This window comes from uncultured Thiodictyon sp. (assembly GCF_903946935.1).
Classification (GTDB): Bacteria; Pseudomonadota; Gammaproteobacteria; order Chromatiales; family Chromatiaceae; genus Thiodictyon.
Genome location: NZ_CAJAXH010000014.1, coordinates 36,322 through 54,375, shown reverse-complemented (window position 1 = coordinate 54,375; position 18,054 = coordinate 36,322). Strand labels below are relative to the sequence as shown.

Below are 18,054 nucleotides of genomic sequence, written 5' to 3'. Positions count from 1 at the left end.
CCCTCGCCTCACCTCCCCCGGCCATGCAGCGTTTTTACCAGGCCGGGAATCGGATCGAGCTTGCCTACCGCCGCCTTCTCGCAAGCACTGCTCGACTGGTTCGACCGCCACGGGCGCAAAGACCTGCCCTGGCAGCGCGACCCCACGCCCTATCGGGTCTGGGTCTCCGAGATCATGCTCCAGCAGACCCAGGTGGCCGTCGTCGTCCCCTATTTCGAGCGCTTCATGGCGCGCTTCCCGACCCTCGCTGACCTCGCGGCAGCACCGGCCGATGCGGTCCTGGCACTCTGGTCGGGGCTCGGCTATTACGCCCGTGCCCGCCACCTGCACCAGGCGGCGGTGCTGATTGGGGCGCGCCACGGCGGGGACTTCCCGACGGCACTGGCGAGCGTCGAGGCCCTGCCCGGGATCGGTCGCTCCACCGCCGGGGCCGTGCTCTCACTCGCGCTGGGCCAGCGTCACCCCATCCTGGACGGCAACGTCAAGCGGGTACTGGCCCGCTGCTTCGCAGTCAGCGGCTGGCCCGGACAGACGGCGGTGCAGGCCGAGTTGTGGCGGCTCGCGGAGCGGCTCACGCCCCACGACCGGGTGGACGCCTACAACCAGGCGATGATGGACTTAGGCGCCACCCTCTGCACCCGTACCCGACCGGCCTGCGACCGCTGCCCGGTGGCGTCGTCCTGTGTTGCCGCTCGCCAGGGACGCCAGGCGCAGTTCCCGCAGCCGCGGCCGGCCAAACGCCTGCCGGAGCGTGAGACCCTGATGATCCTCGCCCGCGACCCGACCGGCGCGGTCCTGCTGGAGCGCCGTCCACCCAGCGGTATCTGGGGTGGGCTGTGGAGCCTGCCGGAGATCGCGCCCGCGCGCGACCCAGCCGATTGGTGCCTGGAGTACACGGGCGCCGCCCCCCTGCGGCTTGAAATGCACCCGGCGCGCCGCCACGCATTCAGCCACTTCGCGCTCGCCATGCGGATCGCGCAGGTCTGGGTCCCGCGCGTCGCCACCCAACGGATCGCCGAGGCGGATCGGGAACTGTGGTTCAGTCCCGGGGCCGTGGCCGACCTGGGTCTGCCGGCGCCGGTGCGCTCCATCCTCGCCGATCTGGCCCCGCCAGACCCGGACCCATCACCCTAAACCCAGAAATGACTCACGCCAAGGCGCCAAGCTCGCCAAGAAATACAATAGGCTAGGCAAAGAAACCCGATCGCCCACCGAGTCAACGACCCGCCGCCGATAACGCACCGAAAAACTTGGCGAGCTTGGCGCCTTGGCGTGAAACAAACGCTTCTTCTAGTATCCTGCTGAGGTTGAGAACCGAAATGAGCCACACCGTTCACTGCATCAAGCTCGGCCAGGAGGCCGAGGGACTGGACCGCCAGCCCTACCCGGGCGAATTGGGCAAGCGCATCTTCGAGCAGGTCTCCAAGCCGGCGTGGGCGCAGTGGCTACGCCATCAGACCATGCTGATCAACGAAAACCGCTTGAGCCCGATGGACCCAAAGGCCCGCAAGTTCCTGGAAGAGCAGATGGAGCGCTACTTTTTCGGCGACGGGGCCGACCTGCCGGAGGGCTATGTCCCGCCAGTCGGTTGAGCGCCCCCGCGCGAACACAAGGCCCCCGGTGGGCCCGCCCCTGGCCGCTCCGGCGGCCTTCGGATATGATTTAGGCCCATGTCAAAAACAGAACTCAATCCCCGTGTCCTCACCATTTCAGGCCGCATACTCGGCGGGCTTGAGGTGGTCTTTCTGGCGGTGATCGCCATCGCGACCCTGATCGCCAGCGTTCAGGAGATGTTTGCGATGGCCGGGCGGGGCGAGGTCGCCCTGGCCGATCTGCTGCTGCTCTTCATCTATCTCGAAGTACTCTCCATGGTGGCGGTCTATCTGGATTCCGGCGCCCTGCCCGTGCGCATCCCGCTCTACATTGCCATGGTGGCACTCGCCCGGCACATCATCCTGGATATGAAGGAGATGACCGAATGGGGCATCGCCTCCTCCGCCTTCGCCGTACTCATCCTCGCGGTGGCGGTGTTGGTGGTCCGCTTCGGCCATGTGCGCTTCCCCTACCCCTCACTCAACCGCAGCGGTCGCCAGGGGGAAGGCAACGACTGAGGCACACCGGCGACCGACATCCTGGCAGAGCATGGACGGTCGCAGATGGATGACTAGCCCGGCGGCGACTCCAACCCCCGCAGCAGTCGCCGCACCCACCCCGCCCCCCCATAGATGAGCCCGGTATAGACCTGCACCAGGTCGGCCCCGGCGGCAAGCTTGGCCCGCGCCCCCGCGGCGTCCATGACCCCGCCCACCCCGATCAGCACCGGCCCAGCGCCCAGCGCCTCGCGCACAGTCTTCAGCAATTGGGTACTGCGCGCGAACAACGGCCGACCCGAGAGCCCGCCGCTCAGACCCTCGGTGGGGCTTTTGAGTCCAGCAAAGCGGATCGTGGTATTGGTGAGGATGAGCCCAGCACAGCCCGCCTCCAGCGCCGCCCGGGCACAGTCGATGGCATCGCTGTCGGCGAGGTCCGGCGCCAGCTTCAACAACAGCGGCCGGGGCTGCGCCAGGCGCTGATTGGGTACCTGGATGGCGTCGACGATACGCTGCACCTCATCCACCGTCTGGAGGTCACGTAGACCCGGGGTATTCGGGCTGGAGATATTGACCACCACATAGTCCGCCAGTGCGCCCAGGCGCTCAAAGCTCGCCCGATAGTCGGCCGCCGCCGCCGCCGCCGGGGTCACCTTCGACTTACCCAGGTTCACGCCAAGCGGCACCTGCAACACCTCACGCTCACGCAGCCGTGTGAGGCGCACCTGCATGGCCGCCGCGCCACCGTTGTTGAAGCCCATACGATTGACGATGGCGCCATCGACCGGCAGGCGAAAGAGCCGCGGGCGCGGGTTCCCGGGCTGGGGCAGCGCGGTGACTGTACCCACCTCAATGAAGCCGAAGCCCAGCCGCTGCCAGACCGGGACCGCCGCCGCCTCCTTGTCGAGTCCGGCGGCCAGCCCGATGGGATTGGGAAAGGTGAGCCCCATCAACCGGCGCCCCAGGTCCGCGCGACGCGCCGGGTCCGTGGCCGGCAACCGCCCAGCGAACACGGCCGACCAACGCGCCAGCAGTGCCAGGGTGAGCCGGTGGGTCAGTTCGGCATCGAGCCGAAAGGCCAGGGGGCGGATCAGGCGCCACGCGCCTGAGGTGTCTTGCTCGTTCAATGCACAGCCTCTTCATTGTAGGGACGCCGATGACCCGGCACCATGGCGAAGGTGCAGCTTACCGTGAAAGTCGCGCCGGGAGCGCGCTCCAACTCTCCCTCCCCCCCTCGTGGGGGCGGGCGGGGTGGGGGAACGGCCAGCCGCCGCCGACACCATCAAATCAGTATCAAGACCACCCCGGCCACCATCAGCCCCCCGGCCGGCAGACGCCGCAGGAGCCCCCGTTCTTTGAACCACAGGACGCCATAGAGGATACCGAAGAGCAGACTGGTGCGCTTGACCGCGATCATGTAGGCCACCTCGACCTGCTGGATGGCGAGAAAATGGGTATAGGCCATCATGCCGCTGAGCGCCGCGACTGCCAGCACCGGCAGGGGCCGCGAGGCGAGTTTGAGCAGGAGTCGTGGGCGCGGCACGGCGAAGACCAGGATGACCGCAAGACCCAGCGCCCCGAAATAGAAGGGCCCGAACCGCTCAGGCCCCAGATAGCGCATGGCCCCTTTGCCCAGGGTGGCGGTCAGGGCATAGATGAGCGCCACCGCGAGCATCATCCGCGAGCCCCGCTCATAGAGGATGGCCCGCAATGGCCGCCCCCAAGTGCGCCAGTCAAGCGCCCGCGCCTGGTCGCCATTGAGCAGCCAGGCCCCGGCCACCACCAATAGCACCCCGACCGCGCCCCTGGCACTGACCCGCTCTCCCAGCAGCACCCAGGCAATACCGATCACGAAGACCGGGGTGAATGCGAGATAAGGCAGGGTGAGCGAGAGCGGATGGTCGCGGATCGCCGCCATATAGAGCAGTATGGCCAGGACCTCCAACGGCACCAGCACGGCCAGGGTCCACCAGAATTGCACCGGCAGGGCGGTCAGGGATGGCAAACCCGCGAGCAGCGGGGTCATGAGCAGCCCGGTCAGGCCGAACCGCACGACCGCCAATTCACGCGCGGAGAATCCTTGCAGCCATGCCTTGGTGGCAGCGTCCGCACTCGCGAGGCTCAGCGCGCAGATCAGCGACAGTGGTAGCCAGTGCATTGCCCCACCCATTGCTCAAGAGCGGTTATGATGGATAGCACAAGCCCGCGTCCGCGACACCGCTCGCCCTCGCGACACCGCTCCAGCGGTGTCACGCCGGTGTCAGGCGCTCCGCGCCGGGAGTGCCGGGGACCACAATGATGACCAAGGCCAAGGGCTTTTGGCCTGTTCATGCAGATGATGATCCTTGGCTCGCGCCAGGCAGCCTCCCCCATACGGTGCTTGGCGTGGTGACTGTAGCAATATACAAACCCTCCACTTGCGCCCTGGCCCAGGGGGTTTTTCGCAGAAATTTCAAACTGGATTTCACCGAAGGATCATTCTTGAAACAATTGATGTCGATCTTGTCCGCGAGACCCTCCCAGCCGTAATGATCGACCAGCGTCGCTAAGACAGCTTCCAGAGTCACTCCGTGCAATGGATTTTTCGGTTGTTCAGCCGTCATGAAATACCTCCCTATTGGTCGAATAGTCGTTAATATGCAAGCGGCGGCGCCGTCGCCCCAGCCATGTTAGAGATAGCGCGACGTTTCCTCAAGCCCTGCCTGGGCATGACATCCGGCCCCAAGAATGAGGTTCATTATGCAGCTTGCCCGCGGCCAACGCCTGTCCCTCGCGGAGTTGATCGGCTCGACCACCTTGCGGATCGAGATCGATCTGCGGGGCGTGGCGGTCGATGTCTCGTGTTTCGGTCTCGACGCCAACAGCCAACTCTCGGACGACCGCTACCTGGTCTTCTTCAACCAGCCAGCGACCCCCTGCGGCGGCGTGCGGATCGCCAATGCCGCGGGTGCCGCGGCTGGATTCGACCTCGCGCTCGACCGGCTACCCGACATGATCGAGCGGCTGGTGTTCGTCGCCGCCATCGACGGGCCAGGCACCATGAGTACCTTGGTGAGCGGTCAGGTGGCGCTCGCGGCCGGCGAACGGCGTGCGGTCTTTGCGTTCACCGGGGATGACTTCGCGCAGGAGCGGGCACTGATGCTGATCGAACTCTACCGCAAGGGCGGGGCCTGGCGAGTCGCGGCCACCGGCGCCGGTTTCAACGGCGGCATGGACGCACTGGTGCGGCACTTCGGCGGCGAGGTGGCCGCGGCCCCGCCCTTGCCGCCGCCCCGACTGTCTTTGGAAAAGCGCCTCGAAAAAGACGCACCGCAGCTGATCGACCTCGCTAAACAAGCGACCATCAGTCTGAAAAAGCAGGGCTTGCAGGAGACCCTGGCCCGAGTCGGTGTGGTCCTGGATGCCAGCCGCTCGATGAACCGGCAATACAAGACCGGGCGGGTCCAAGAACTGCTGGACCGCGCCCTGCCCCTGGCCCTGCACTTCGACGATGACGGCGCACTGGATGTCTGGGCCTTCGACGATACCCCCAAGACCCTGCCGCCGGCGACCGTCCACAACATTGCCGGCTATACCGAAACGGCCGGGGGCGGCTGGCGGGCCTGGTACGGTGGCGCCAACGACGAACCCAAGGTCATGCGTCTGGCGATCGACCACTACCGCGCCACGCCGGATGCACCGCCGGCCTATGTGCTGTTCGTGACCGACGGCGGGATTCATCGGAACAAAGAAATCGTCGAGCTGACGATCGAGGCCGCCCGCTACCCGATCTTCTGGCAATTCATGGGGCTTGGCGGGCGCAACTATGGCGCGCTGGAACGGCTGGACACCATGCCCGGTCGGTTGGTCGACAACTGCGGATTTTTTGCCATCGACGATCTCCACGACCTGACCGATGAGCAACTCTATGACCGTTTGCTTGCGGAGTTTCCGCAATGGCTGCGCGCCGCGCGCACCCAAGGGGTTATCCGATAAGTCGGCCCGGTTTGTCCTTGGTCGTCGCTGCGGCCCCGCGCCCTCGTGCAACCGGTCGCGGCCTGGGGGCCGCTCCTACGGCAGCGAACGATGAAAGTCCCCCCGTGGGAGCGGCTTCAGCCGCGACGAGGCCACGGCAGCTTGTGAGATCGCGTCGCGGCTGAAGCCGCTCCCACCGGGTGCCGGGCTGACTTGCAAGGTAAGACGCGCCAGTCACTCCTCGGGCAGCCAGTCTTGATCCAGCACCTCGTGCTTGTCCCAGGGACAGGTATCCGGGAAATCGGAGAGCCCGGTCTCTTCCGCTGCCTGGGCGGTGGCGTCATCCCAACATCGGATCGGCCTCATTGCAAAAGTCTCGGCCAGCGGGCCGCCCGCGACGCCGCGGGTGCCGCGGGTTATGGTAGCGCGCTTATCCGTCAGGTGCAGCAGGCCCGGGAGGGTCGAACCATGTCCAACTCAGGCCCCCGGAACAGCGCACTAACCCGCGCGCGCTGGCGCGGATGCCTCGCCTTGGTCCTGACCTTGGTCGGCGCTCAGGGGGCGTCGACACCCTGGGCCAAGGAATCGCCGGCAGACACGCCACCCCTGAGTTGCACCCTGGTGCGCGTCTTCGACGGGGACTCGCTGGAACTGCGGTGTAACGGCCGGACCCTCGAGGTCCGGCTGTATTGCATCGATGCCCCGGAGTGGGAACAGGACCCCTGGGGCAAGCGGTCGCTGCGACACCTGGAGGCGATCGCCCCGCACCGGGTCGAACTTGAGCCGCTCGACACCGACCGCTTTGGGCGAATCGTCGGGAAGGTCTACGGCACTGGCCCGGGACGCCCGCTGCTCAATCTGCAACAGGTGGCGAGCGGCCAGGCGGCAGTCTATCGTCACTATTGCAAAGACCCAGGTTTCGACCGTGCCGAGCAGGCGGCACGGCAGGCGCGATTGGGGATCTGGTCGCGGCCGGGGGAGCAGCAAACGCCTTGGGCATTCAGACACCGCAATGAACGCTGAACGAACATGGACTGGCACTGGTCGGGCAGTGCCGAACGGCACGCTGCCACGCGCAACCCGAACGATGGCGAATAAGCCGTGTTGACCCGGTCACTGAATTGACCGAATTAGGCGCCGCCTTGCACAGGGCGGGCCTATACTTGCAACTCTCAGTTTGGTCGGCGGCCTTTAGGGTGCGGCCGTCGAACTCGGGCCACAGGGCGCAACGGGCCAGGAAGGTGCCATCGGACTCGGCTGCGCACGTCGGGTAGCGATTCACCCCGGTGTCTTAGATCAACGCAAAGGAGTCTCAACATGCCCTTGATCGACCTGCCTTTCATCGCTGAACTCACGGCCCTGCGCCGCGACCTGCATGCCCATCCCGAACTGGCCTTTGCGGAAGAGCGCACCGCCGAGGTGGTGGCGCGCGAGCTGACCGCCTATGGGCTTGAAGTACACGGCGGCCTGGCGAAAACCGGTGTCGTCGCCGTGTTGCGCGCCGGCGAATCGCCGCGCGCCATCGGTCTGCGCGCCGATATGGACGCCCTGCCGATGGCAGAACTCAACACCGTGGCGCACCGCTCGCGCTACCCCGGGCGGATGCACGCCTGCGGTCATGACGGCCACACCGCCATGCTGCTCGGCGCGGCCCGCTATCTGGCGGACCATCGCGAGTTCGACGGCACGGTCGTCTTCATCTTCCAGCCGGCCGAAGAGGCCGACGGCGGCGCGCCCTTGATGATTGCGGACGGCCTGTTCGAGCGCTTTCCGGTCGACGCGGTCTATGGGCTGCACAACTGGCCCGGGGTCCCGGTGGGCTGTATGGCGGCGCTGCCGGGGCCGGTGATGGCCGGCACCTGCGCCTTCGAGATCCGGGTGCAGGGCGACGGCTGCCACGCCGCCATGCCGCAACAGGGCGTGGACGCGATCGTGACCGCCGCACAATTGGTGCAGGCGTTACAGACGGTCGTCAGCCGGCGCCTCGATCCCTGCGACCCGGCGGTGTTGAGCGTCACCCAGATCCATGCCGGCGAGGCCTGGAACATCATCCCCGAGGAGGTCATCCTGCGCGGCACCATCCGCACCTTCAAGGCCGAGGTGCAGGCCGCGGTCGAGGCGAGCATTGAGCGACTGTGCAGCGGCATCGCTGCCGCCCAGGGCGCACACATCGCCGTCACCTACGACCAGCGATTTCCGCCGACGATCAACGATCGGGCGGCCAGCGCCTTCTGCCGCGGGGTGGCCGCAGCGGTCTGTGGCGAGGAGCGACTGATGACCGACGTCGAACCCTCAATGGGCGGAGAGGATTTTGCCTACATGCTGGCGGTGAAACCTGGCTGCTATGTGTGGCTGGGCAACGGCCCGGACGGCGGCGGCCTGCACAACCCACACTACGACTTCAACGACGCGGTGTTACCGATCGGTGTCAGCTACTGGGTGACGCTGGCGCGCACCGCCTTGGCGCGGTGAGCGATGCGGGCTAGTTCAGCGGCGGCCAATCGCCCTTGATGGCCGTGGCCGCCACTGGTGAAGAGCCGGCGGCGGCCGTTGCCGGCGGCACCTGCTCGGGCGTCTCCGCTGGAAATTCGATCGGCGGTCGGCCGCAGCCCTGGCAATAGCCGGACACCGGGTCGTCCTCACACACGCCGACACAGGGATATTTTTCAAAATCGCTCATTTAGTCCTCGCAATCGCATCGAAAATCGCCCTGCCAGGGATCGTGTTCCTCGCGGCGACGGGCCACCGTGGCCAGTATCCCTAGCAGCCTGTCGGACTTGATGGCGTAACCGATTGATTAAACAGGAAAACGACTTTTTGGCGCAAAAGATGAAACTCTTTGCATTCAATCGGTTGCATCACTAAGTCCGACAGCCTGCTAGCCTAACGCCATCGCTCGCCCGCTGCCAAACGGCGATTTCGTCGCGCGTGCGAAAACAGCCGAGGCATAGGCCGAGCGCGGGGTCCAGCCGGCAGACCTTGATGCAGGGGGATTTAACCATCAGTTCGGCGACGCCCCGGCGAGCCACTGCGCAAAGACCGCCCGGACCTGCGCCGGGGCGAGCAGGGTGCCGCCGTGCGGTGCGTCCACGATGGTATAGCCATGCAGCGGGGAGCGGCCGTCATACCAGGGGTCCGGGCCGGCATAGCCAGGGCGCGGCTCACCCCGGCGCGGGCGGCCGAGGCGCCGCCGCTGCGCGGTCTCCGCCGCCTCCAGGGCCTCGCCCAGCCCGTTGAGCCAGAGCCCCAGTCCGGGCGCAACACTCAGGATGACCCGGGTCGGCGACAACTCGACCGCAGTGAAGACGAAGCCCCGGGGGTCCTCGGCACCCGCACGGTCGCCCCGCGCCCAGGCCTTGAACAACAGCGACTCGGGGGCCGCAATCCAGAGCCCCGGCACCCGCTCGCCCCCTTCGCCCGTCGCACGCGGCAAGGCGACCGTCAGGCGCTCGGCACGCGCCAGGTCACGCCGGTAGCGCCCCTGATCCGCGCGGACCAGGTCGAGCGGCGCCGCCCAGGCGGGCTCGGCCGCCAGCCGCGCGCCCAACTGGTCCAGCCCGACCCCCGCCGCCAACTGCCCGACCACCCAGGCGACGAACCGCTGGCCGGCCCGCACCGCGGCCAGGCTGGTCCCATCGGGTTGGGCCGGGTCCGGATCCGCGTCCTGCCGCGCCAGTTCCAGGCAGGCGAGAAAGACGGCATAGGGGGTAATCGGCCGGTCCGGCTCCAGGCGGGTATGCCCGCGGTCGACGGCGCAGACCGCCGCCGCCCACCGATCCGCCGCCGGGCGGGACAGGGTCCCGTGGAGCAGCGACTCCACAAAATAGGTCGCGGTGATGGCGTCCAGATCCGGCTGGCGGTGGGTGACGATCTCCAGCGGTTCACCCGCCGGCAGCGCCTGCGCCTGGGCCAGAATGGTCGCCTCCTGTTCCAGCACCAGGGCCGCCGTGCAGCGGTCTGGGCCGTCGGGCTGATGGTGATCGATCAGACCAGGGCCGAAGCGGTTGCCCACGTCGAGCCACAGCCGGCGCGGGTCCGGCGCGGCGGTCGCACCCATGGGGACGAAGCGATAGAGAAGATCGGTCATGATAGGACCATAGGCTTGCGACACCGCTTTGAGACTGGCGAGGTATTCGCAGGCACCCCACCGCCGTCAGGCGGCGCCTGGGAGCGCCGACATTCTGTCGGCCACGGCGCGCAGCGCCGTTGGGTCATCGCGCAAACAACGCCCTATGGGATTAACCTCGAAACTGCGAACCGCCTGCGGCGGTTGGCCGACAGAATGTCGGCGCTCCCAGACGCAAGCGTCTTTGCCCCCGCACCGATACCTGCCCAGCGTCTTCACGGTGTCACCGGTGCTGGGCGCACCGCACCGAGCCCGCCGATGGCCTACCATCCCCGCCGCCTCACCCAATCCGCCAATCGCCCCAGCCACCGGCTGACGCGCGGCCCGAGCACCAAATAGAGCGCGATGACCAGGACCACCAGTGCGCCAGTCCCGGCCGCCAGCCACCAGGTATCCCAGGCCCCCAGATACTTGAGGATCGGGTCTTTCTTGAGGTCCCACAGAAACCCCGCCGGATAGATCAAGGCCACCAGCAGCATGGCCTGCTGACGCCCGGCGTTGGAGCGCTGGTCCACAGAGATAGAGCGGGTAGTAACGTGACTCCGCCTGCCCCAGGATCGGCATCCGCGGATGCCAGGCGAGAAAGGCGCAGGTATCGCGCAGCGCCAGCCCCCGCCAGTGCTCCCAGATCGCCACCCCGGACTGCCCCCGCAGATACTCCAGATTCGCCTGCCAGGACGGGTCCCCGTTGAGCCCGAGCGCACTACCCTCACGCGAGATACTCGCTAGCTCGTAGAGCAACGCCTCGCCCAGGCCCGGATAGCCCAGTGACTGCGCCTGAAGGCAGGCCGACTGCTCCGGGGACCAGATGCCGGCGGCCTGCTCCCGGGCCATACGCGCGGGCGCAAGCGGCGGTTCCACCCGCGGGCAGGAGAAGCCCCCGTCGGCGGGCGGCGGGGCGATGCGCGCGACGGTCAATACCTTCACATAGTGGCTGCGGTGATCGGCCCAGACCTCATCCCCGGACTCCAGGCGCAGCACGTTTTCCGGCCCGGCGGCGACCCGAGGCCCGTCCATGGTGAGCCCGAGCCAGTGCCGCAGCACCCCGCCCCAGAAGTGCTCCTGCGGCCCACCGCCGGCGGCGTTCAACCAGGCCCCGCCCCGCTCGCTGTGGTCCAGGTCACGCAGCAGGCGATTCAACAGCGCCAGGTCGCCCACCCCATAGGACCGGGTCGCGCCGCTCAGGTCCGTGACCCGCGTCGGCACCAGCTTGCAGGCCAGGACGGCATTGCACAGCGGGTGCAGCGCGTGGCTGTCAGGGAACAGCCACAGATCCGCCCACTCCACCCGAAACCCCAGGGTCTCGGGTGGACCGTCGCCGTCCGGCACGGCCACCTGTAACTCGCTCCCCAGCCAATGCGCCCCGGTGCCCAGCGATAGCAGCAGCGGCTCCTCGTGTCGGCACCCCTGGTCCCGCGCATCCAGCCGCCGATAGACCAGGTCCGCATCAGTCGTCGGCGCGCCCGCGCGCGGAAAGCTCTTGCCGAATAGCGCCTCATGCGCGCTCGGGCAGAGCGCATGCGCGGGCGCAAAGCAGCGCCCCGGCAACGCATCGCCTGGTGGGGTGTTCAGATAAGGATGCAGGTTCCATCCGTGGTCCGTGAAGTCCCGGCACCAGTCCAGCCGCAACTTACGCAACTGCCGCCGGTAGAGCCCAGGCAGCGGGGTCGCCTGGCGCAGGTGAACGCGGTGGCGCAGCCCCGCCAGCAGGATGCTGTAACCGCCCGCATCGCCCGCGTCCGGGTCCGCCGCGAGCAGTGTGGAAAAGGGATAGATGCCGGTGTCCGACTCTGACTGCTGATCCAATTGAACCGCTCCGGTCACGCTTTGCGGGTTTACAGATGGCGTTTAACATCCATGCGCCGATGCAGCACCCGCAGGATTTCGATGCATGCACCTGACGCGCGGAAAAAGATCATGTGGCTTTGCTCAGGGTAGGCGTACATCCCGGAACGGATATCCGGGCGGTCCTGCCAGAGCGCTTGGTTACGGGTCAGCCAGGACACGCGCGCCATCAAGGCATCGATATACCGGTCTGCCTGGTCAGCATTCCAGCGATCCGCCGTAAAATCCCAGATGGACTCCAAGTCACTCGCGGCCTGCGACGAGATCCGATAATTCATTCCGGTCGGCGCCGGCGCCCCGCCGTCTTGATGCGGTCCGCGAAACCGGCCAGCTCGCCCTCATCGAGTTCGGTGTAATCGCCACGCTCGATGGCCGCGATTCCCTGGTCGACCGCGGCGCGCAGCCGCTCCAGCTTCAGTGCCTCGAACTCATCGAAGACCCCCTTGGACATAAGCACCGCCACGGGGTGCCCGTTGCGTTCGATGGCCACGGGCTCGCGGCAGGCGGCATCGAGCACCTGCCCGAAACTCGCCGCCGCATCCTGGGTGGAGAAGTGTTGCATCGTCGGTTTTCAATCTTGCAGAACGGATCAGCCGAACATAGACCGACGCGGCGGCAGGCGCAAGGGTGGCGCCATGACCGGGGCTGCCGCGATCAGCGTTCCCACCACCGGATGCCGATGCTTTTCCGAGAAAGTCAGGCTGGCGCCCGGTGGGAGCGGCTTCAGCCGCGACGCGACCTCGCAAGCCGCAGAGCGGCCTCGTCGCGGCTGAAGCCGCTCCCACGGGGGACCTTCATCGTCCTGGGTGACTGGTCTTGTGGCCACGGCTGTTAGGCGGTCCGGCGTGCAAGCGCCGCTGATTTCCCTTCGCTACCTCTGGGGCCGCCACCGGCTGAAGCCTCGACCTCCGGTTGTAGACGGACCGCCGCTGACGGGGGCGATGATCAACGCCACGGCATGCAGCGGTGCCTGGGATTGCGGGTCTATCGCGGGGCCTGAGCGATTCCCCGTCGCCGGGGGCGCGGGTAGAATCTGCCGCAATTGCAATGGGGCGATGGGGGCGGTTTGAGTGAGCGGATCATGGACATCAGCTATAACCTCGGGCAGGTGTCGAGCGCGAGTAGTTGGGGCAATCCGCTGGACCCCACTCAACGTGGCTCGGACCTTGTCGAGAAGGGCAATGCCCTCCTGGCCCAGCGGACCCCGGCCGCCCTGGCGGCTGCGGTGGCTGCCTATGACGAGGCGATCCGGCTATGGCAGGGGCTGGACATCGGCGTGGCCGAGTACCGCAAAGACCTGGGCAGTGCTCACTTCAACAAGGGCAATGCCCTTCAGTCCCAGGGCACCCCGGCCGCTCTGACGGCGGCGGTGGCGGCCTATGACGAGGCGATACGCCTGTACCAGGGGCTCGACCTCGGCGTGGTCGAGTACCGCAAACACCTGGCCAACGCCCACATGAACAAGGGCGTTGTCCTCGCGGCCCAGGGAACCCCGGCCACCTTGGCGGCGGCGGTGGCGGCCTGTGACGAGGCGATCCGGCTGCGGCAAGAGCTCGACCTCGGCGTGGCCGAGTACCGCAACGGCCTAGCAGGCTGTCGGACTTAGTGATGCAACCGATTGAATGCAAAGAGTTTCCTCTTTTGCGCCAAAAAGTCGTTTTCCTTTTTAATCAATCGGTTACGCCATCAAGTCCGACAGGCTGCTAGCCATGGCCCACTACAACAAGGGCCTTACCCTCCAGACCCAGGGCACCCCGGCCGCCCTGGCGGCGGCGGTGGGGGCCTACGACGAGGCGATCCGGCTGGGGCAGGGACTCGACCTCAGCGTGGCCCAGTACCGCAACGACCTGGCCATGGCCCACATGAACAAGGGCAATGCCCTCCAGGCCCAGGGCACCCCGGCCACCCTGGCGGCGGCGGTGGCGGCCTATGACGAGGCGATCCGGCTGCGGCAAGAGCTCGACCTCGGCGTGGCCGAGTACCGCAACGGCCTGGCCATGGCCCACATGAACAAGGGCAATGCCCTCTCGGACCAAGGCACCGCGGCCACTCTGGCGGCGGCAGTGGAGGCCTGTGACGAGGCGATCGGGCTGGCCACGGCACGACCCGGGGAGGAACTCTGGCTCGAACGCGCCGATACCGAGGCCAAGGCCTACGGCAACAAGGCCATCACACTGTCGCAGCAGGGCGACCCCATGAGCGCCGCGGATACGGCCCACGAGGGCCTGGGCCGCCTGCGCGACCTGGAGCGCGCCGGGGTCCATCTCCTGCGCGGTCTGCGCGAGCGGCTGTTCGATCTGACCCTCAAATATTACCTGGCCGCCCGCCAGCCGCAGTTCATCGCCGAGATCATCCGCGAGCACCTGGACCCGGCCGAGCCGGGGAGCGCCCCGGCCTCGACGGCAATGCATTGGGCGGCGCAGGAGGCGCTACGCGAGGCGATGGCGCTGCTTGTTGAAACCGGGCTGGCGGCCGAGGGGATCGCGGGGCTGGTGCTTATGATGCAGCGCCTGACCGACTGGCGCCTACTCTATTTCGGCGGCACCGCCGAGTCCGCCCGCCTCCAGGCCGCCGACCTGGAGACCCGCGGCGATCCGGCCCAGGCGGAAGCGATGCTGCGCGACTATGTGGCGGCCTGTCCCTCAGACCCCGCTGGCTATCTCGTCCTGGCCGAGTTCCAGGTGCGGCGCGAGGCGGCATCGGCGGCGGTGGAGAGCTATCAGCGCGCCGCGGCGGTGCTGGTCCAGCAGGCGCCGGTCGCTGCCGATCGCGCCGATATCGCCCAACGAGTCGCAAAGGTGGCGGGCCTGATGCTGAAACTGGAGCTGATCGACCTGGGCTTCGCGCCGTCCTCGGACATGGACATCGAGGCCCTCTTGCGGCGCAGCGACACGCTGCAGAGGTTGCTCGACGTCACATTTGTGAACGGGCTCTTCGAGGATGCCGCTGGCAACCCGGCCCGGGGACTTGACCTCGCGGCGACCAACGACTGGCGCAAATGGCTCGAGCCTGAACTCAAAGCCGTTTGGGAACCCTTCGCGGCGCAGCGGCTGGCGACCCTGAAGCAGTGGAACGCCGCGGCTACTGACCAGGCCCGCACGGAGGAGCGGACCAAGGCCTGGGAAGACCTCAAATCGTTGAGCCGAACCATGGCATCGCACCTGGTGCAGGGGCTCCCGATCCGCTGGCAGGGTTTTGGCGAGGCGCTGATCCACGCCTGGGTCGAGGTCCAGAGGCAATATGCCGCGGACTGGGCCAGCGCCGACGCGGGCAGGCGCGAGGACATCGAAGCGAAGATCGCCGCCGCACTCAACCGGGCGGTGGCGGATGCGAGCCAGGCGGTGTGCGACGGCGAACTGGCGGCGGCCCGGCTCCAGCTCCAGGCGCTGCTCGATCCGGTCTGGACCCAGGTGCTGGGCGCGCAGGAGCAGCGTTTCCTGGCTTGCGGGCTGCACTGTCTGGAGCATGAATGGCTGTCCCGGTATGCCGGGCTCAACCTCGGGTTGGCGCTCGAGCGGACCCTGGTGGAGCAGGTCTTCCAGCCGCTGCGCCAGGACTGGCGCACGGGAACGGACGTGGGTAAAGACCGGATGGGCGCCCAGGTAGCGGCGTTCCTCGACGGCAAGCGGGACCACCTGATGTTGGGACCCATGGCGATCACCTTGAAGCGGGCCTTACACCATGGCGCCGGGACCGTGGACCCGATCGAGCGCCTGCTGTTGAATCGCTTCGGTGCGCATCTATTGCGGAGCGCGTCCGAGGTGCGTCAACGGCGTGGCAAGGCACTGAACGCTATGCTGGACCTGCGTAACCACTGCGCCCACCGGCCGGAGGCGCCGTCCCAAGCGCAGGTCCGCGGTATGTGGGAGAACCTGGTGGAAGACCCCGCTGACGCCTTCTATCAATATTTCGGCCGCGCCTTGCTGCCTGCTGCGTGATGCGGCGTCGGCGGACCTGGGAGGCGCCACCGGCTGAAGCCTCGACCTCCAGTTTTGGCGGGCTGGCGGCGGCTGGGGCGATGAGCGAGGGCAGCGAGGTCGGTGGTCCGCGACCGGCTCTGGCCGCGAGGTTCACGGGCGACCCGTCGCGGCCTGGGGGCCGCTCCTACGAGGCAGGAGTGGCCCGCCCTTGCGCCTATCCCCGCCGCTCGAACAGGTAGTGGCTGACCCACCACTCCTGACCGTCGCGATAGCCGAAGAGCTCGGCGCAGGCCATGAAGAAGAGGCGCCAGCGCGTCCACCAGGTGGCGGCCTGGTCGGCGCCGTAGGTGGCATCCAAGATGGGCCAGACCTCGGCGCGGGCGGCGTCCATCTGCTCCAGCCAGGTGTTGAGTGTGCGCTCGTAGTGGCGGCCGTCCCAGCGCCAGCGATCCAGAATTTTCAGATGGTCCTGGAACCAGAGCGGCAGCTCGTCGCTCGGCATGATGCCGCCGGAGAAGAAATGGTGGCTCATCCAGTCGCTCGGGCCCTGATCCTCGAAGGCATAGGGGTGGGCGCGGTGACAGAAGATGTGCATCAGGAACCGGCCCTGGGGCTTGAGCCAGTCGTGGACCCGGGCGAACAGTCTGCGGTGGTTGCGCATGTGCTCGAACATCTCGATCGACACGATGCGGTCGAAGCGCCCGGGGGCGGCAAAGGCGTTCATGTCCGCGGTGATGACGCTGAGGTTGCCGATACCGCGCCGCTGCGCCTCGGCCTCGATGAAACCGCGCTGGCCGTGTGAGTTGGAGACGGCGGTGACGCGACAGGCGGGGTAGCGCTCGGCCACATAGAGGCTGAAGGCGCCCCAGCCGCAGCCCAGCTCCAGTACCTCCATGCCGTCGGCGATGCCGGCACGGTGCGCCGTCACCTGCAATGACTCGTCCTCCGCCTCGGCCAGGGTCTCCACCCCCGGGGACCACAGACAGGAACTGTACTTGCGCCGCGGCCCCAGGACCGCGACGAAGAACTCCGGGGGCAACTCATAGTGCTGGGCATTGGCCAGCTCCGGCACCTCGGCGATGGGGGCTGCGTCCATCATGGCGACGAAGTCGCTGGTGTGTGCGGCGGCGGCGGCCACGTCGTCCGTGGGCAGCGTGGCCAGGCGTTGGCGCAGCAAGGTGCGGATGCCACCGCGGATCACGGCGTCTGGCACCACCCCCTGCTCCACCCAGCGGATGGCGGTCTCGGTCAAATCGAACATGGATCATTCCCCTTGCGGCGTCGGCTTCTCTTCTCCATCTAAGATGTTGGTCCAGGCCCACGATGCCAAGTCCCGGCTTCCCCGCTTCTTACGCATTGCTTGCACCCCGGCTGCATCCGCCCGGCGTAGTCTTCGTTGCCACGGGGGTACACCGGCACGTCGGCCCCCATCGGCAGACCCATCAGCAATGAGAGACTTAACACCATGAGACTCACCACCCCCAGGACCCTGCTCGCACTCGCCATCGGCATCGCCGCCGCCACCGGCGCCACCGCGGCCTTCTGCGACCAGGGCGGGCCGCACGGCGATAACGGCGGGCGCCCCGATAAGCACCTCGCCCAGCTCACCGAGCGGCTCAACCTCACCCCGGAGCAGCAGGCCCAGATCAAGACCATCATCGAGGAGGAGCACGCCGCCGCCCAGCGTCTGCGGGCGGATAGCCGCAAGCGGATCGACGCGGTCCTCACCGATGCCCAGCGTGCAGAGCAAGCCGCGCGGATGGACAAGCGGATGGCTCGGCATCTGGAGCGCCTGACCAAGCGCCTGAACCTGACCCCCGAGCAGACCGCGCAGGTGCGCGCGATCCTGGTTGAGCGCCAGACCAACCCGGACCTGGACCGCGCCGCGGTCAAGCAGCGCATCGCCGCCGTCCTGACCCCGGAGCAACGCGAGCAGCTCCAGTCCATGCGCTCGCGCGACCAGCAGCATGGCCGCCCGGGTGGCGACCCCAAGCGTGACGGCCCGCGTGGCCAGCGTGGCGGACCCGACGGCGACCCCACCGATGGACCGGATGACGGCGGCCCGCACGACGGACCCGATCGGCGCTAGCGCAACCCGCTCGCCATGCGCCGGTGTCCC

At 67.6% G+C, this 18,054-nt stretch carries 20 protein-coding genes; 9 read left to right on the top strand and 11 right to left on the bottom strand.

Going from position 1 to position 18,054, the window contains the following annotated elements; translation table 11 throughout:
- The first annotated feature begins 60 nt into the window (after nt 1-60).
- The 3 genes from mutY to QZX93_RS01335 all read left to right on the top strand — a co-directional run bounded on the left by mutY (nt 61) and on the right by QZX93_RS01335 (nt 2,111).
- Nucleotides 61-1,134, top strand: coding sequence for an A/G-specific adenine glycosylase (gene mutY, locus QZX93_RS01345; RefSeq protein ID WP_295388830.1), 1,074 nt, complete (start codon nt 61-63; stop codon nt 1,132-1,134).
- A 185-nt stretch (nt 1,135-1,319) separates the two neighbouring features.
- A complete protein-coding gene (locus QZX93_RS01340; protein WP_295388829.1) occupies nt 1,320-1,592 on the top strand; it encodes an oxidative damage protection protein in 273 nt (90 codons plus the stop codon).
- A gap of 78 nt (nt 1,593-1,670) precedes the next feature.
- Nucleotides 1,671-2,111 carry a phosphate-starvation-inducible PsiE family protein gene (locus QZX93_RS01335; RefSeq protein ID WP_295388828.1) on the top strand — a complete coding sequence of 147 codons (441 nt, stop codon included), beginning with the start codon at nt 1,671-1,673 and terminating at the stop codon, nt 2,109-2,111.
- Between the two features lie 53 nt (nt 2,112-2,164).
- Here the strand turns inward: QZX93_RS01335 and QZX93_RS01330 are convergent, their stop codons facing one another.
- The 3 genes from QZX93_RS01330 to QZX93_RS01320 form a co-directional block, all read right to left on the bottom strand.
- Nucleotides 2,165-3,217 carry a quinone-dependent dihydroorotate dehydrogenase gene (locus tag QZX93_RS01330; protein ID WP_295388827.1) on the bottom strand — a complete coding sequence of 351 codons (1,053 nt, stop codon included), beginning with the start codon at nt 3,215-3,217 and terminating at the stop codon, nt 2,165-2,167.
- Between the two features lie 155 nt (nt 3,218-3,372).
- Nucleotides 3,373-4,248: a DMT family transporter gene (locus QZX93_RS01325; protein ID WP_295388826.1), complete on the bottom strand. Its 876-nt coding sequence runs from the start codon at nt 4,246-4,248 to the stop codon at nt 3,373-3,375.
- A gap of 169 nt (nt 4,249-4,417) precedes the next feature.
- Nucleotides 4,418-4,693, bottom strand: coding sequence for a VF530 family protein (locus tag QZX93_RS01320; protein ID WP_295388825.1), 276 nt, complete (start codon nt 4,691-4,693; stop codon nt 4,418-4,420).
- A 136-nt stretch (nt 4,694-4,829) separates the two neighbouring features.
- On the opposite strand from QZX93_RS01320, the gene QZX93_RS01315 reads away from it, so the two are divergent.
- Nucleotides 4,830-6,065, top strand: coding sequence for a VWA domain-containing protein (locus QZX93_RS01315; RefSeq protein ID WP_295388824.1), 1,236 nt, complete (start codon nt 4,830-4,832; stop codon nt 6,063-6,065).
- Between the two features lie 213 nt (nt 6,066-6,278).
- On the opposite strand, the gene QZX93_RS01310 is transcribed toward QZX93_RS01315, so the two are convergent.
- Nucleotides 6,279-6,410, bottom strand: a complete 132-nt coding sequence (locus QZX93_RS01310) for a DUF29 family protein (RefSeq protein WP_295388823.1) — start codon at nt 6,408-6,410, stop codon at nt 6,279-6,281.
- A 165-nt stretch (nt 6,411-6,575) separates the two neighbouring features.
- On the opposite strand from QZX93_RS01310, the gene QZX93_RS01305 reads away from it, so the two are divergent.
- Nucleotides 6,576-7,067 carry a thermonuclease family protein gene (locus QZX93_RS01305; RefSeq protein ID WP_295388822.1) on the top strand — a complete coding sequence of 164 codons (492 nt, stop codon included), beginning with the start codon at nt 6,576-6,578 and terminating at the stop codon, nt 7,065-7,067.
- 294 nt (nt 7,068-7,361) lie between these two features.
- Nucleotides 7,362-8,516 carry a M20 aminoacylase family protein gene (locus QZX93_RS01300; RefSeq protein WP_295388821.1) on the top strand — a complete coding sequence of 385 codons (1,155 nt, stop codon included), beginning with the start codon at nt 7,362-7,364 and terminating at the stop codon, nt 8,514-8,516.
- A gap of 10 nt (nt 8,517-8,526) precedes the next feature.
- Here QZX93_RS01300 and QZX93_RS01295 read toward each other — a convergent pair whose 3' ends face one another.
- The 6 genes from QZX93_RS01295 to QZX93_RS01270 all read right to left on the bottom strand — a co-directional run bounded on the left by QZX93_RS01295 (nt 8,527) and on the right by QZX93_RS01270 (nt 12,577).
- A complete protein-coding gene (locus QZX93_RS01295; RefSeq protein WP_295388820.1) occupies nt 8,527-8,724 on the bottom strand; it encodes a DUF1289 domain-containing protein in 198 nt (65 codons plus the stop codon).
- Between the two features lie 181 nt (nt 8,725-8,905).
- A complete protein-coding gene (locus QZX93_RS01290; RefSeq protein ID WP_295388819.1) occupies nt 8,906-9,046 on the bottom strand; it encodes a DUF1289 domain-containing protein in 141 nt (46 codons plus the stop codon).
- Entirely contained in the window at nt 9,046-10,131 is a 1,086-nt protein-coding gene (locus QZX93_RS01285) for a hypothetical protein (RefSeq protein ID WP_295388818.1), read from the bottom strand. Before QZX93_RS01285 ends, QZX93_RS01290 begins: the two co-directional genes overlap by 1 nt.
- A gap of 66 nt (nt 10,132-10,197) precedes the next feature.
- Nucleotides 10,198-11,976 carry a hypothetical protein gene (locus QZX93_RS01280; RefSeq protein ID WP_295388817.1) on the bottom strand — a complete coding sequence of 593 codons (1,779 nt, stop codon included), beginning with the start codon at nt 11,974-11,976 and terminating at the stop codon, nt 10,198-10,200.
- A gap of 29 nt (nt 11,977-12,005) precedes the next feature.
- Nucleotides 12,006-12,293 carry a type II toxin-antitoxin system RelE/ParE family toxin gene (locus QZX93_RS01275; protein WP_295388816.1) on the bottom strand — a complete coding sequence of 96 codons (288 nt, stop codon included), beginning with the start codon at nt 12,291-12,293 and terminating at the stop codon, nt 12,006-12,008.
- A complete protein-coding gene (locus tag QZX93_RS01270; RefSeq protein WP_295388815.1) occupies nt 12,290-12,577 on the bottom strand; it encodes a type II toxin-antitoxin system Phd/YefM family antitoxin in 288 nt (95 codons plus the stop codon). Before QZX93_RS01270 ends, QZX93_RS01275 begins: the two co-directional genes overlap by 4 nt.
- A gap of 519 nt (nt 12,578-13,096) precedes the next feature.
- On the opposite strand from QZX93_RS01270, the gene QZX93_RS01265 reads away from it, so the two are divergent.
- Both QZX93_RS01265 and QZX93_RS01260 read left to right on the top strand, forming a co-directional pair.
- Complete coding sequence (locus QZX93_RS01265) at nt 13,097-13,621, top strand: hypothetical protein (RefSeq protein ID WP_295388814.1); 525 nt, start codon at nt 13,097-13,099, stop codon at nt 13,619-13,621.
- A gap of 103 nt (nt 13,622-13,724) precedes the next feature.
- Complete coding sequence (locus QZX93_RS01260) at nt 13,725-15,953, top strand: tetratricopeptide repeat protein (RefSeq protein WP_295388813.1); 2,229 nt, start codon at nt 13,725-13,727, stop codon at nt 15,951-15,953.
- A 196-nt stretch (nt 15,954-16,149) separates the two neighbouring features.
- On the opposite strand, the gene QZX93_RS01255 is transcribed toward QZX93_RS01260, so the two are convergent.
- Entirely contained in the window at nt 16,150-17,196 is a 1,047-nt protein-coding gene (locus QZX93_RS01255; protein WP_295388812.1) for a cyclopropane-fatty-acyl-phospholipid synthase family protein, read from the bottom strand.
- Between the two features lie 204 nt (nt 17,197-17,400).
- On the opposite strand from QZX93_RS01255, the gene QZX93_RS01250 reads away from it, so the two are divergent.
- Entirely contained in the window at nt 17,401-18,024 is a 624-nt protein-coding gene (locus QZX93_RS01250) for a Spy/CpxP family protein refolding chaperone (RefSeq protein ID WP_295388811.1), read from the top strand.
- Nucleotides 18,025-18,054: the final 30 nt, after the last annotated feature.